General features: G+C 72.6%; 12 protein-coding genes. 6 read left to right on the top strand and 6 right to left on the bottom strand.

Going from position 1 to position 12,847, the window contains the following annotated elements; all coding sequences use genetic code 11:
• Positions 1–31 precede the first annotated feature (31 nt).
• Positions 32–1,453, bottom strand: a complete 1,422-nt coding sequence (locus ACF1BE_RS02775; protein WP_392197172.1) for an MFS transporter — start codon at positions 1,451–1,453, stop codon at positions 32–34.
• A 148-nt stretch (positions 1,454–1,601) separates the two neighbouring features.
• Here ACF1BE_RS02775 and ACF1BE_RS02770 point away from each other — a divergent pair, with 148 nt between their 5' ends.
• Together ACF1BE_RS02770 and ACF1BE_RS02765 are read left to right on the top strand one after the other, a co-directional pair.
• The gene (locus ACF1BE_RS02770) at positions 1,602–2,423 is read left to right on the top strand and encodes a helix-turn-helix transcriptional regulator (protein WP_392197397.1); all 822 of its coding nucleotides are present in this window, start codon (positions 1,602–1,604) and stop codon (positions 2,421–2,423) included.
• A 29-nt stretch (positions 2,424–2,452) separates the two neighbouring features.
• Positions 2,453–2,806, top strand: a complete 354-nt coding sequence (locus ACF1BE_RS02765) for a cytidine deaminase (protein WP_392197171.1) — start codon at positions 2,453–2,455, stop codon at positions 2,804–2,806.
• 24 nt (positions 2,807–2,830) lie between these two features.
• Here the strand turns inward: ACF1BE_RS02765 and ACF1BE_RS02760 are convergent, their stop codons facing one another.
• Entirely contained in the window at positions 2,831–3,169 is a 339-nt protein-coding gene (locus ACF1BE_RS02760; protein WP_392197170.1) for a P-II family nitrogen regulator, read from the bottom strand.
• Entirely contained in the window at positions 3,166–4,476 is a 1,311-nt protein-coding gene (locus ACF1BE_RS02755; RefSeq protein WP_392197169.1) for an ammonium transporter, read from the bottom strand. The genes ACF1BE_RS02760 and ACF1BE_RS02755 overlap by 4 nt, the downstream gene beginning before the upstream one ends.
• Positions 4,477–4,651: 175 nt before the next feature.
• Here ACF1BE_RS02755 and era point away from each other — a divergent pair, with 175 nt between their 5' ends.
• On the top strand, positions 4,652–5,605 hold the full coding sequence (gene era / locus ACF1BE_RS02750; protein ID WP_392197168.1) for a GTPase Era: 954 nt from the start codon (positions 4,652–4,654) through the stop codon (positions 5,603–5,605).
• A 73-nt stretch (positions 5,606–5,678) separates the two neighbouring features.
• On the opposite strand, the gene ACF1BE_RS02745 is transcribed toward era, so the two are convergent.
• On the bottom strand, positions 5,679–7,022 hold the full coding sequence (locus tag ACF1BE_RS02745; protein WP_392197167.1) for a GH1 family beta-glucosidase: 1,344 nt from the start codon (positions 7,020–7,022) through the stop codon (positions 5,679–5,681).
• A gap of 83 nt (positions 7,023–7,105) precedes the next feature.
• Here ACF1BE_RS02745 and ACF1BE_RS02740 point away from each other — a divergent pair, with 83 nt between their 5' ends.
• Positions 7,106–7,672: a GNAT family N-acetyltransferase gene (locus tag ACF1BE_RS02740; protein WP_392197166.1), complete on the top strand. Its 567-nt coding sequence runs from the start codon at positions 7,106–7,108 to the stop codon at positions 7,670–7,672.
• Here the strand turns inward: ACF1BE_RS02740 and ACF1BE_RS02735 are convergent.
• Positions 7,646–7,912, bottom strand: a complete 267-nt coding sequence (locus ACF1BE_RS02735) for a protealysin inhibitor emfourin (RefSeq protein WP_392197165.1) — start codon at positions 7,910–7,912, stop codon at positions 7,646–7,648. The genes ACF1BE_RS02740 and ACF1BE_RS02735 overlap by 27 nt on opposite strands.
• 21 nt (positions 7,913–7,933) lie before the next feature.
• A complete protein-coding gene (locus tag ACF1BE_RS02730; protein WP_392197164.1) occupies positions 7,934–9,004 on the bottom strand; it encodes a M4 family metallopeptidase in 1,071 nt (356 codons plus the stop codon).
• Between the two features lie 343 nt (positions 9,005–9,347).
• On the opposite strand from ACF1BE_RS02730, the gene leuA reads away from it, so the two are divergent.
• Positions 9,348–11,069 (top strand): 2-isopropylmalate synthase, encoded by a 1,722-nt coding sequence (gene leuA, locus ACF1BE_RS02725; protein WP_392197163.1) that lies wholly within the window; start codon positions 9,348–9,350, stop codon positions 11,067–11,069.
• 184 nt (positions 11,070–11,253) lie between these two features.
• Complete coding sequence (locus ACF1BE_RS02720) at positions 11,254–11,949, top strand: TerB family tellurite resistance protein (RefSeq protein WP_392197162.1); 696 nt, start codon at positions 11,254–11,256, stop codon at positions 11,947–11,949.
• Positions 11,950–12,847: the final 898 nt, after the last annotated feature.

The raw sequence follows: 12,847 nt of genomic DNA, 5'->3' as shown, positions 1-12,847 counted from the left end.
CGATGGGCACGGCCGCGCGGAGCGGGACCGGTCAGATCCTCGGCCGGCCGCGGCGCAGGCCCAGGCCGACCAGGGCGGCGGCGGCCAGGACGACCGCCGCGTCGAGGGCCAGGACCGTGTGCACGCCCGCCAGCAGGTCGCCGGAGGTGGTGGCCAGGACGCCCAGCACCGGGATGCCGACCGTGATGCCGACCTGCTGGGTGGAGGTCACCAGACCGGTGGCCAGGCCCTGTTCCTCGTCCGGGACACCGGAGGTGACGGTCAGGCCGTACGACACGATCGCGCCCAGGTGGCACATGCTCGCCAGGGACACGGCGGCCGTGGCGAGCCACACCGACCAGGTGTGGGCGTTCAGCAGCAGCAGGGTCGCGATCAGCGCGCCCTGACCCGCCAGCGAGCCGACCAGCGTGCGGCGGGCGCCGAAGCGGCCGATCACCTTCGCGGCGAGCCCGCCGGCGACGGCCGACATGACGCCCTGGACGCCGAAGACGAGGCCGGTCTCGAAGGCCGACAGGCGCAGGACCTCCTGGAAGTACAGGGTCAGGACGAAGACGACCGTCGACATCATCGAGAAGGTGACCAGACCGCCCACGTTGCCCCAGGCCACCGTGCGGCGGCGCAGCATGGGCAGGGAGACGAGGGGGGCCGCCGAGCGGGACTCCACGACCGTGAACGCGGTCAGCAGCAGGAGGCCGGCGGCGAGTGCCGTGATGACGTCCGCGCGGCCGAAGCCGTGGTCGGCGGCCGTGGACAGGGCGTAGATCAGCGACAGCAGGCCGGTGGTGACGGTGACCGCGCCGGGCACGTCCAGGCGCGGGCGGTCCGGGGTGCGCGACTCCGGCAGCAGGCCCGGGGCCAGCGGCAGCACGATCAGCGCGAACACCGAGAGCAGGGCCATGGTGGAGCGCCAGCCGAACGCGTCGGTCAGCACACCGCCCGCGACCATGCCGACGGTGAAGCCCAGCGAGAGCAGCGTGCCGGAGATGCCGAGGGCGCGGTCGCGGGCCGGGCCCTCCGGGAAGGTCGTCGTCAGCAGGGACATGCCGGCCGGGACGATCGCCGCCGCGCCGAGACCCTGGAGGGCCCGCCCGGCCAGGAAGGACGCCGGGTCCCAGGCCAGGGTCGCCAGCAGCGAGGCCGCGCCGAACAGGGCCAGGCCGGCCAGGAACAGCCGGCGGCGGCCGTACAGGTCGCCGATGCGGCCGAAGAGGAGCAGGAAGCCGCCGGAGGGCAGCGCGAACGCGGTGACGGCCCACTGGAGGGCGGAGCGGCTCATGCCGAGGTCCGAACCCAGCTCGGGCAAGGCCACGTTGAGGACGGAGAAGTCCAGCGCGACCATGAACTGGGCGGCGCACAGCACGAAGAGGACGAGCTTGTCGCGCGTCGACAGCCGGGGGGTGCCGAGCGGTGTGTCTGCGGGGGTGGTGGGCCGGGTGGTGGTGTCGATCGCCATGGCACGAGCTTGCGGCGGCCGGAACATCCGTGGGGAGTCGGAACTTATGGTGGTGGTGGCACCACCGGACACGACGGGGGAGGAGCGGCACGTGCCTGCTGCGGAGGCGACGAGGAGTCATCGGCGTGAGGAGCTGCGCGAGTTCCTGATGAGCAGGCGGGCCCGGGTCACTCCCGAGGCCGCCGGGCTGCCGGGCGGCGGGGGCCGGCGCCGCACGCCCGGGCTGCGCCGGGAGGAGGTCGCCGTGCTCGCCGGCGTGGGTGCCTCCTGGTACCAGTGGCTGGAGCAGGGGCGGGACATCTCCGTCTCCCCGCAGGTCCTCGACGCCGTGGCCCGGGTGCTGCGGCTCAGCGACGCCGAGCGCCGGCACCTGTACCTGCTGGCCGGGCTGAACCCGCCCGCGCCCCAGGTCGTGCCCGGGAAGAGGGACATGTGCGACGGACTGCGGCGGCTGATCGACACCTGGATGCCGTACCCGGCCCACATCATGGACCCGTACTACAACTGCGTGATGTACAACGACGCGGCGACGCTGGTCCTCGGCATGCGGCCGGACATCACCCAGAACTGCCTCGTCGACTTCTTCACCGATCCGCTGTACCGCTCGCGCAGCAACAGCTGGGAGCGGAACGCGCGCACGGTCGTGGCGCAGTTCAGGGCCGCGTGCGCGGCACGGCCGGACGACGAGGGGTTCCAGGCGGTGCTCGCCGAGGTGTCGGCGCGCAGCACGGAGTTCACGGCGCTGTGGGCCGAGCGTGACATCGAGGACCAGGGCCAGCTCCGCAAGGAGCTGGACCACCCCCTGGTCGGGCTGCTGGTCGTGGAGTCCACGGTGATGAAGGTGCCGTCCCGCCCCGATCTGATGATCGTGCTGCACACCCCGCTGGACGAGGCGAACACCGCGGCCAAGCTGGAGTGGCTGGCCTCGCCGGAGGGCCGCCGGGGCGCGATGTACCCCGTGGCGGGATGACCGGCCCCGGGGCTTCGTATGCTCTGGGCATGACCGAGACCAACGCGCTTGACCCCGAGGACCGCAAGATCGTCACCCTGGCCCGTTCGGCACGGGCCCGCAACGGTGTGCCCGAGGGGGCGGCCGTACGGGACGAGACCGGGCGTACGTACGTCGCCGGGTCGGTGGAGCTGGCCTCGCTGAGTCTCAGCGCCCTGCGCACCGCCGTGGCGATGGCCGTGGCGTCCGGCGCGACGTCGCTGGAGGCGGCGGCCGTGGTGAGCGACGCGGAGTCCGTGCCCGCCGCCGACCTGGCCGCCGTCGCCGATCTCGGCGGTGCGGGAACACCGGTGCTGCTCGCCGGCGCCGACGGAACGGTCCGCCTCACCGTCCCCGCGGGCTGACCCGGCCGCCCGGGGCGGTGCCGGTCAGAGCGCGTCGGGGCCGCGCTCGCCGGTCCGTACCCGCACGACCGTCTCCACGGGGACGGCCCACACCTTGCCGTCCCCGATCTTCCCGGTGTGCGCGGCCCTGACGACCGCGTCGATCACGTCGTCGGCGACCGCGTCCTCCACCACGACCTCGATGCGCACCTTCGGCACCAGGTCGACGCGGTACTCGGCCCCCCGGTACACCTCGGTGTGACCGCGCTGCCGGCCGTACCCGCTCGCCTCGGTCACGGTCAGACCGTGCACCCCCAGCTCCTGGAGGGCGGTCTTGACCTCGTCCAGACGGTACGGCTTGACGATCGAGGTGATGAGCTTCATGCCTGGTTGCTGACCTTCTGGCCGGAGGTGTGGAGGGAGGAGCTGACCGGGGCGCCGTGGCCCAGTACACCGTGATCGTATGCGGTCTCGGCGTGCACGGTAAGGTCCAGACCGGTGTACTCCTGCTCCTCGCTCGCCCGGAAGCCCAGCACCCGGTCGAGCAGTTTCCCGAGGCCGTACGTCACCGAGAACGCGTACACCGCGACGACCACCACGGCGAGCAGCTGCCTGCCGAACGGGGCGAGTCCGCCGCCGTAGAACAGCCCCTGGGGGCCACCGGTCATCGCCTTCTCGGCGAACAGGCCGATCAGCAGGGTGCCGATGACACCGCCGACCAGGTGAACGCCGACGACGTCGAGGGAGTCGTCGTAGTTCAGCCGGAACTTCCAGCTCACCGCGTACGAGCAGACGACACCGGCGGCCAGGCCCACGGCGAGCGCGCCCAGCAGGGAGACCGACCCGCACGACGGGGTGATCGCGACCAGGCCCGCCACCGCGCCGGACGCCGCACCCAGGGTGGTCGGGTGGCCGTCGCGCCGCTGCTCGACGAAGAGCCAGCCGAGCAGACCGGTGCAGCCGGCGGCGAGCGTGTTGAGGAACGCGGCGGCGGCGAGGCCGTTCGCACCGAGCGCGGAGCCCGCGTTGAACCCGAACCAGCCGAACCAGAGCAGACCCGCGCCGAGGATCACCATCGGCAGGTTGTGCGGGCGCATGGCGTCCTTCTTGAAGCCGAGGCGTGGCCCGAGGACCAGGCACAGGGCCAGTCCCGAGGCGCCGGAGGTGATCTCGACGGGCAGGCCGCCGGCGAAGTCGAGGGCGCCGAGCCGCTCCAGGATCCAGCCACCGGGACCCCACACCCAGTGGGTGACCGGGACGTACACGGCCAGCGTCCACACCGGTACGAAGACCAGCCACGCCGCGAACCGCGTGCGGTCGGCGACCGCGCCGCTGATCAGCGCGGCCGTGACGACCGCGAAGGTCAGCTGGAAGGTGGCGAAGAGCAGCGTCGGGACCGACCCGTGGACGCTGTCCGGGCCGAGTCCGCTCATGCCGGCGTGGTCCAGGCCGCCGATCAGTCCGCCGAACGAGTCGTCCCCGAAGGCGAGGGAGTAGCCGGCCGCCAGCCACACCACCGTGACCAGGGCGATCGACACGAAGCTCATCATCAGCATGTTGAGGACGCTCTTCGTGCGGACCATGCCGCCGTAGAACAGGGCGAGGCCCGGGGTCATCAGCAGGACGAGGGCGGTGGCGGCGAGCAGCCAGGCGGTGTCGCCGGTGTTCACGTGGGGTGCGGCCAGGGTCACGGGCGTCTCCAACGGTGTGCGGGCTCGTCAGAGGGTCACCGGTGGGCGTTTCCGGTCGCGTACGGGTGTGTTTCCGTGACGTTTCGTTGCGAGCGGGTTTCCGGAAGCTCACGGGTGGAAGGCGGTCACGGACGCTGGTACGGCGGGGCTCCGTGGATCAGGGAGAATGGGCGGCATGAGTGTTCGTACCCAGTCATCCGAGCAGCCGGCGGAGACCATCCACCGCGCCGGCTTCGCCTGCTTCGTGGGCCGCCCCAACGCGGGCAAGTCCACCCTCACGAACGCTCTGGTCGGGCAGAAGGTGGCGATCACCTCCAACCGCCCCCAGACGACCCGGCACACCGTGCGGGGCATCGTCCACCGCCCGGACGCGCAGCTGATCCTGGTGGACACCCCCGGGCTGCACAAGCCGCGCACGCTGCTGGGCGAGCGCCTCAACGACGTGGTCCGCACCACGTGGGCCGAGGTCGACGTGATCGGCTTCTGCCTGCCCGCCGACCAGAAGATCGGTCCCGGCGACCGTTTCATCGCCAAGGAACTCGCGGGCATCCGCAAGACCCCCAAGATCGCCGTCGTCACCAAGACCGACCTCGTCGACAGCAGGGCCCTCGCCGAGCAGCTGATCGCCATCGACCAGATGAGCAAGGAGCTGGGCTTCGAGTGGGCGGAGATCGTCCCGGTGTCGGCGGTCGGCTCCCAGCAGGTCGACCTGCTCGCCGACCTGCTGGTCCCCCTCCTGCCCGAGGGCCCCGCGCTCTACCCCGAGGGCGACCTCACGGACGAGCCCGAGCAGGTGATGGTGGCCGAGCTGATCCGCGAGGCCGCGCTGGAGGGCGTCCGCGACGAACTGCCGCACTCCATCGCGGTGGTCGTGGAGGAGATGCTGCCCCGCGAGGACCGTCCCGCCGACCGCCCGCTGCTCGACATCCACGCCAACGTCTACATCGAACGCCCCAGCCAGAAGGGCATCATCATCGGCCCCAAGGGCAAGCGCCTGAAGGAGGTCGGCATCAGGTCCCGCCAGCAGATCGAGGCGCTCCTGGGCACGCCGGTCTTCCTGGACCTGCACGTCAAGGTGGCCAAGGACTGGCAGCGCGACCCGAAGCAGCTCCGCAAGCTGGGCTTCTAGGTTCGGTCCCGGCGGGCCCGGCAGCGGCCGCCCAGGGGCCGTGCCCGGGCGCCCGCCCGGGCACGGGCGGGCGTCACCTCTGGGCCCGCAGCAGGTCCCGGAACCAGTGGTAGGAGGCCTTGGGGGTGCGCCGCAGCGTCTCGCGGTCCACGTGGACGAGCCCGAACCGGCGGGCGTAGCCCTCCGCCCACTCGAAGTTGTCCAGCAGGGACCACACGAAGTAGCCGCGTACGTCGACCCCCGCCGTCAGCGCGGTGTGCAGCGCCCGGATGTGGCCGTCCAGGTAGGCGATGCGTTCCTGGTCGTCGACGCCCTCGTAGGAGCAGCCGTTCTCGGTGATGACGACGGGCGGGAGCCGGTCGCCGTAGCGGTCGCGGAAGTCCGTCAGCAGTTGCGTCAGCCCCTCGGGCACCACCGGCCAGCCGAAGTCGGTCACCGGCCGCCCCTCGATCTCCCGCACGGAGAAGGGGAGTCCGGCGGGCAGCGTCACCCCGCCGTACTCGGTGCCGCCGTCCCGGGGGGCGCCCACCCGGGTCGGGGCGTAGTAGTTGACGCCGTACCAGTCGACGGGCTCGGCGATCACGAGCAGGTCGGCCTCCACGTCACCGGGCATCAGCGCGCCCATCCCCTCCGGGTACCGCCCGAGGATCACCGGCTCGGCGAACAACCGGTTGAGCAGGACGTCGTGGAAGCCGGCCGCCTCCGTGTCCGCCGGGTCGCCGGAGGCCGGCCAGGTCGGGCCGTGGGAGTTGGCTATGCCGATGTCGGTCGCGCCGGCCGCGCGCAGGGCCCGTACGGCGAGGCCGTGGGCGAGGAGCTGGTGGTGGGCGGCCGGGAGGGCGTCGAAGAGCAGCTGCCTGCCCGGTGCGTGGACCCCCAGCGCGTGGCCCAGCAGGGTGTGTTCGGCGGGCTCGTTGAGGGTGATCCAGGTGCCGACGCGGTCCCCGAGCCGTTCGGCGACGACCGTGACGTACGCGGCGAAACGCTCCGCGGTGTCCCGCCGGAGCCAGTCCAGCGAGGCGGGCAGGTCCCAGTGGAAGAGGGTGGGCACGGGCCGTACGCCCGCCGCGCACAGCTCGTCCACCAGCCGGTCGTAGAAGTCCAGGCCACCGGGGGAGTTCACCCGGGGCCAGGAGACGGAGAAGCGGTAGGCGTCCACGCCGAGGCCGGCGAGGAGGGCCACGTCCTCGGCGTAGCGGTGGTAGTGGTCGCAGGCCACGGCCGCCGTCGAGCCGTCCTTCACCCGGCCCGGCTCGGCCGTGAACACGTCCCAGACGGACGCCTCCCGCTGCCCGGCCGCTCCCTCGATCTGGTGCGCCGAGGTCGACACCCCCCACAGGAAGCCGTCCGGGAACCGCGGGACCGGAGCACCCGGGCCCTGGGCGTGAGGGCGGGGAGTACCCGCGTCGGTCGCCATGCCCGGATCATCCTCACCCCGGGTGATCCACGTCAACGCCCCTGCGTCCGAGGGTTGTTGCGCGGGAGCCTTATGATCACCGGATGTTCGAAGGCAAGCTCGTACGACTCCGCGCCCTGCGCGCCGGCGACCTGGACGCCCAGCTGCGCTGGCGCAACGACCCGGAGGTGGCGCACTGGGCGACCGGAGGCCACCCGCACTTCGGCCCGGTGACCCGGGAGGCCGTGGAGCGCTTCCACGAGGCCCGGCTGCGCGAGGACCCGCGGGACGGGGCCACCTTCACCGTCGAGGAGCTGGACGGCGAACGCCCCATCGGCATGGCCGACTACCGCGGCCTGGACGCGTTCGCGGGGCGGGCGACCGTCGGCATCACCATCGGCGAGCGGGACCGCTGGGGCGGCGGGCACGGCTCCGAGGTGCTGCGGCTGCTGCTCGGCCATCTCTTCGGGGCCTGCCGGCTGCGCCGCGTCGAGCTGGACACCTGGAGCGGGAACGAACGTGCCCTGCGCGCGTTCCGGCGCCTCGGCTTCGTGGAGGAGGGGCGCCGGCGGGCCGCCGTACGCGTGGGGGAGAAGTGGTACGACACCGTGGAGTTCGGCCTCCTCCGTGAGGACTGGGCGGCCTCAGGCGCCCTCCTTCAGCAGCCGTGACACCAACTCCCGCTGCTCCTCGGTGAGCCGGGGATCCGCCGCGTACACCGTGCGGCCGTCCACCGTAATCTCGTACCGGAAGCCGTCCGGGACGCCCGCCGGTGGCGTGTGGGGGCCGGACGCGAGGACGTGTTCGGCCAGGGTCCGCCACTCGTCGGCGTCGGGCCGGCCCGAGGTGTCGACCTCGGCCCGGCGCTCGATGCCCGCGAAACCGCCCGTACGCCGCACTTGAATACGCATGGGTCCCTGTCTAGTACGGAACTACAGCGTCCGCACCCCCACCTCCTCCCAGGCCTTCTGCACCGCCTGGAGTTCGTCCCCGGCGCCGTACCGCTCGCGCGCCGCCTTCACCGTCAGCGTGGCGAAGTCGCCGAAGCGGGCGTCCTCCTTCAGCCGGCCGCCGGTGAGCACGTCGTACCAGATGCGCCCGGCCTTCTCCCAGGCGTAGCCGCCGAGGGCGGTGGCGGCGAGGTAGAAGGCGTGGTTGGGGATGCCCGAGTTGATGTGCACACCGCCGTTGTCACGGCCGGTGCGGACGTAGTCCTCCATGGTGGACGGCTGCGGGTCCTTGCCGAGGACGTCGTCGTCGTACGCCGTGCCCGGTGCCTTCATCGAGCGCAGGGCGGTGCCGTTGACCCGCGGCGCGAGGAGTCCGGCGCCGATCAGCCAGTCGGCGTCGGCGGCGGTCTGGCCGAGCGTGTACTGCTTGATCAGCGAGCCGAAGACGTCGGAGAGGGACTCGTTGAGCGCGCCGGACTGCCCGAAGTAGGTCAGGTTGGCGGTGTGCTGGGTGACGCCGTGGGTCAGCTCGTGCCCGATGACGTCGACCGGGATGGTGAAGTCGAGGAAGATCTCGTTGTCCCCGTCGCCGAACACCATCTGCTCGCCGTTCCAGAAGGCGTTGTCGTAGCCCTCCCCGAAGTGCACGGTGGCGTCCAGCGGCAGCCCGTCGTCGTCGATGGAGCGCCGGCCGTACGCCTTCAGATACAGGTCGAAGGTGGCGCCGAGGCCCGCGTAGGCGCGGTTGACGGTGGCGTCGGAGCCGGGGTCGGAGCCCTCCGTGCGGACGCGGGTGCCGGGCAGGTCCTGGGTGTGCTCGGCGTCGTAGACGGTACGGTGCGGCTGGTCGGCGGCGGTGCCGGCCGGCGCGGCGACGGCGGGCGCGCCGACGACCGTGGTCAGGCGGCGCTTGGTGCGCTGGTAGGCGTCGTGCTCCAGGGACCGGCGGGCCGGGCCGGAGAGCGCGGGGTCCTCGTGGCGGGCGAGCCGGTCGAGGACGTGCGGCGGCACGATCGTGCAGAAGACGGGCGTCAAGCCCCCGTGGGTCGTCATGTCCGGCACCATTGCATTACGTGATGGCTATGTCACTACCTGCCACCATGATTGGTGAAATACCGGGACAGGGAGCGCCACGCTCCGTCACGCTGTGGTAGGACGGTGTGGTCCGACGCACTTTATGCACCTTTTGTATGGACTGATGTCGTCGGTCCCGCATACTGGGACGAGCCCCCGCCCCCGGAGCGGCTCGGCTAGGCTGCGGAGCATCATGCGTTCCTGGCTGCTCCTTCTTAGCTGCCGCGGCGAGGGCCTGTAGTCGAGGCCGACTCCCTCCCCGCGGAGCTTGGCGTTGCGTCGTCGGCCGTCCTTCCGGACCCCTTGAGGAGCCTTACGCATCATGGCCAACCGCCAGCAGCCCAGCCGCATGCCGATCCACAAGTACGGCCGTTACGAGCAGGTCGACATCCCCGACCGCAGCTGGCCCGGGAAGCGGATCACCGCAGCCCCCCGCTGGCTCTCGACGGACCTGCGCGACGGCAACCAGTCCCTGATCGACCCCATGTCGCCCGAGCGCAAGCGCCGGATGTTCGACCAGCTGGTCGCGATGGGCTACAAGGAGATCGAGGTCGGCTTCCCCGCCTCCGGCCAGACCGACTTCGACTTCGTGCGCTCCATCATCGAGGAGGAGGGCGCGATCCCCGAGGACGTGACCGTCTCCGTCCTCACCCAGGCCCGCGAGGACCTGATCGAGCGGACCGTGGAGTCCCTGAAGGGCGCCCGCCGGGCCACCGTCCACCTGTACAACGCGACCGCGCCGGTCTTCCGCCGCGTCGTCTTCCGCGGCTCCAAGGACGACATCAAGCAGATCGCCGTCGACGGCACCCGCCTGGTGATGGAGTACGCCGAGAAGCTGCTGGGCCCGGAGACCGAGTTCGGCTACCAGTACAGTCCCGAGATCTTCACCGACACCGAGCTGGACTTCGCCCTGGAGGTCTGCGAGGCGGTGATGGACGTCTATCAGCCGGGCCCGGGCCGCGAGATCATTCTCAACCTGCCCGCCACCGTGGAGCGTTCGACCCCGTCCACGCACGCGGACCGCTTCGAGTGGATGCACCGCAACCTCTCCCGCCGCGAGTACGTGTGCCTGTCCGTCCACCCGCACAACGACCGCGGTACGGCGGTGGCGGCGGCCGAGCTGGCGCTGATGGCCGGCGCCGACCGCATCGAGGGCTGCCTGTTCGGGCAGGGCGAGCGCACCGGCAACGTCGACCTGGTCACCCTGGGCATGAACCTGTTCTCCCAGGGTGTCGACCCGCAGATCGACTTCTCCGACATCGACGAGATCCGTCGTACGTGGGAGTACTGCAACCAGATGGAGGTCCACCCGCGCCACCCGTACGTGGGCGACCTGGTCTACACGTCCTTCTCCGGCTCCCACCAGGACGCCATCAAGAAGGGCTTCGACGCCATGGAGGCCGACGCCAGGGCCAAGGGCGTCACGGTGGACGACCTCGAGTGGGCCGTGCCGTACCTGCCCATCGACCCCAAGGACGTCGGCCGCTCCTACGAGGCCGTCATCCGCGTCAACTCGCAGTCCGGCAAGGGCGGTGTCTCCTACGTCCTGAAGAACGACCACAAGCTGGAGCTGCCGCGCCGGATGCAGATCGAGTTCTCCAAGATCATCCAGGCGAAGACGGACGCCGAGGGCGGCGAGATCACGCCGAAGGACATCTGGGCGGTCTTCCAGGACGAGTACCTGCCGAACCCCGGCAACCCGTGGGGCCGCATCCAGCTGAAGACCGGCCAGTCCACGACCGACACGGACGGGGTGGACACCCTGACCGTCGAGGCCACCGTGGACGGCGAGGACACCGTCCTGACCGGCTCCGGCAACGGTCCGATCTCGGCCTTCTTCGACGCCCTCCAGTCCGTCGGCGTCGACGTACGCCTGCTGGACTACCAGGAGCACACGATGAGCGAGGGCGCCTCCGCGCAGGCCGCCTCGTACATCGAGTGCGCGATCGGCGACAAGGTCCTGTGGGGCATCGGCATCGACGCGAACACGACGCGTGCGTCGCTGAAGGCGGTCGTCTCCGCCGTCAACCGCGCCGCCCGCTGACGCCTCCGACCGGCTGTTTCAAGGCCCCGACCGTGCGGTACGACGGTCGGGGCCCCGTCGGTTCTCGGCCATCGCGCGCCCCAGGTCACGGAAAGGTCTCTTCCGGGGTACTGACTCAGCGTCCTGACTGTGGCTAACATCACGCCAGTGCGGCGATGTTGCCGTGCGGTTACGGAGGTGCGACGTGCTGCCAGTACGGGGACGAGACGGCCGTGCCGCCAGGGCTGCGCGCATCCTGGGCACCCGCACCGCGTGGACCCCCGCCGGGGACGGCGACTTCTACTGCCCCGGCTGCGGCGGCGACCGCAACTACCAGCGGCTCACCGGCCGTCGCCGCCTCACCCTGCTGGGCGTGCCCGTGCTGCCGCGCGGGGCGACCGGACCGGTCGTGGAGTGCGCTGCCTGCCGCCGGCACTACGGCACCGACGTCCTGGACCACCCCACCACCCGCCGCTTCTCCGCGATGCTCCGCGACGCCGTGCACACCGTCGCCCTCGCCGTGCTCGCCGCGGGCGGCACCGGCTCCCGTACGGCCCTGGAGGCGGCCGTCACCGCCGTCCGCGCCGCCGGCTTCACCGACTGCACCGAGGACCAGCTGGCCGCCCTGGTCGACGCGCTCGCCGCGGACACGGGCCGGTTCTTCGAGCAGCCGGGCAGCACGAGCCTGACCATAGAGCTGCACGAGGCCCTCGGCCCGCTCGCCCCGCACCTGGCCCCGGCCGGCCGTGAGGCGCTGCTCGTGCAGGCAGCCCGCATCGCCCTCGCCGACGGCCCGTACACCCCGGCCGAACGCGACGCCCTCGCCACGGTGGGCGCGGCCCTCACGATCTGCGCCGACGACGTGACCCGCCTCCTGACAGCAGCCCGGACGCCGTCCTGACCACCGGGGGGTTCCGGGCCTCCGCCCCGGCACCCGCCGGGGCGGTCCCCCGGAAGCCCGCCTGCCCGCCCAGCGTCCCCGTCCGGTCACCCGACCACCGGCTCGGACCGCCGGGTCCCCGCCCGGTCGCTCGGCCGCCCGCTCGGCCGCCTGCGTCCGCCTGCCTGACCGCCGCCGGCCGGCCGCCGGGCCGGCGCATCCCGGGCCCGCGCCCCGAAGTGGTCCGCTTGACCTCCGCCTGCCCCGCTGCGGCCCGCCTGCCCGCCTGCCCGCCTGCCCGCCTGCCCGCCCAGTGTCCCGTCCGGCAGCTGAGCGCCGGTCCGGGCCGCGGGCACCTGCCTGGTCGCTCGGCCGCCCGCCTGCCTGCCGCCCGCAGGGCCGCCGTCTGCCCGGCGCCTGTCCGGCCGCCCGCCCTTCTGCCAGGCCCGGGGCCTGCCCCGCGGCGACTCGTGCTGACCCGGCCTCCGGGCCTGACCACCCGGCGTTCGTGCGGCGTCCGTCTGCCCGCCCGGCCTGCCTGCCCCCGTGTGACCGCCGACGGCTCCCGGCACTCGTCCGGCCGGCCGCCTGCGTCCGCCTGACTGGCCCCGGCCCGGGCGCCCGGGACCCGGAGCCGCTGGTCCGTACACCGCCCGGCGCCCGCACGACCCGCTCACCCGCCCGGCCGCCTGCTCCCCGCCCCCAGCTTGCCCCCTGGGGGCCCGCCTGCCCGCCCGGCGTCCCGACCAGGCACCTGACCGCCGGTTCGGGCCGCCGTCCCCCGCCTGGTCGTCCGACTGCCCGCCCCGCCCCGGTCCGGCCGCTGTCCGGGGATTCCGGGTCCCGCTTGCCCGGCGCCCGCCCGGCCGCCCCCCCCCGCTGGTCCTCGCTCGTTCGGGTCCCGTGGAGGGGTGGGTCG

This window comes from Streptomyces sp. NPDC014991 (assembly GCF_043080665.1).
Classification (GTDB): Bacteria; Actinomycetota; Actinomycetes; order Streptomycetales; family Streptomycetaceae; genus Streptomyces.
This window is presented reverse-complemented; position numbering and strand designations above follow the sequence as displayed.

What these genes read in the sequence shown, in the direction of transcription:
- leuA (WP_392197163.1), top strand. Translation starts at nt 9,348, where the DNA reads ATGGCCAACCGCCAGCAGCCCAGCCGCATGCCGATCCACAAGTACGGC.
- ACF1BE_RS02735 (WP_392197165.1), bottom strand. Translation starts at nt 7,912, where the DNA reads ATGCGTATTCAAGTGCGGCGTACGGGCGGTTTCGCGGGCATCGAGCGC.
- ACF1BE_RS02760 (WP_392197170.1), bottom strand. Translation starts at nt 3,169, where the DNA reads ATGAAGCTCATCACCTCGATCGTCAAGCCGTACCGTCTGGACGAGGTC.
- ACF1BE_RS02730 (WP_392197164.1), bottom strand. Translation starts at nt 9,004, where the DNA reads ATGACGACCCACGGGGGCTTGACGCCCGTCTTCTGCACGATCGTGCCG.
- ACF1BE_RS02765 (WP_392197171.1), top strand. Translation starts at nt 2,453, where the DNA reads ATGACCGAGACCAACGCGCTTGACCCCGAGGACCGCAAGATCGTCACC.
- ACF1BE_RS02770 (WP_392197397.1), top strand. Translation starts at nt 1,602, where the DNA reads ATGAGCAGGCGGGCCCGGGTCACTCCCGAGGCCGCCGGGCTGCCGGGC.
- ACF1BE_RS02775 (WP_392197172.1), bottom strand. Translation starts at nt 1,453, where the DNA reads ATGGCGATCGACACCACCACCCGGCCCACCACCCCCGCAGACACACCG.
- era (WP_392197168.1), top strand. Translation starts at nt 4,652, where the DNA reads ATGAGTGTTCGTACCCAGTCATCCGAGCAGCCGGCGGAGACCATCCAC.
- ACF1BE_RS02745 (WP_392197167.1), bottom strand. Translation starts at nt 7,022, where the DNA reads ATGGCGACCGACGCGGGTACTCCCCGCCCTCACGCCCAGGGCCCGGGT.
- ACF1BE_RS02740 (WP_392197166.1), top strand. Translation starts at nt 7,106, where the DNA reads ATGTTCGAAGGCAAGCTCGTACGACTCCGCGCCCTGCGCGCCGGCGAC.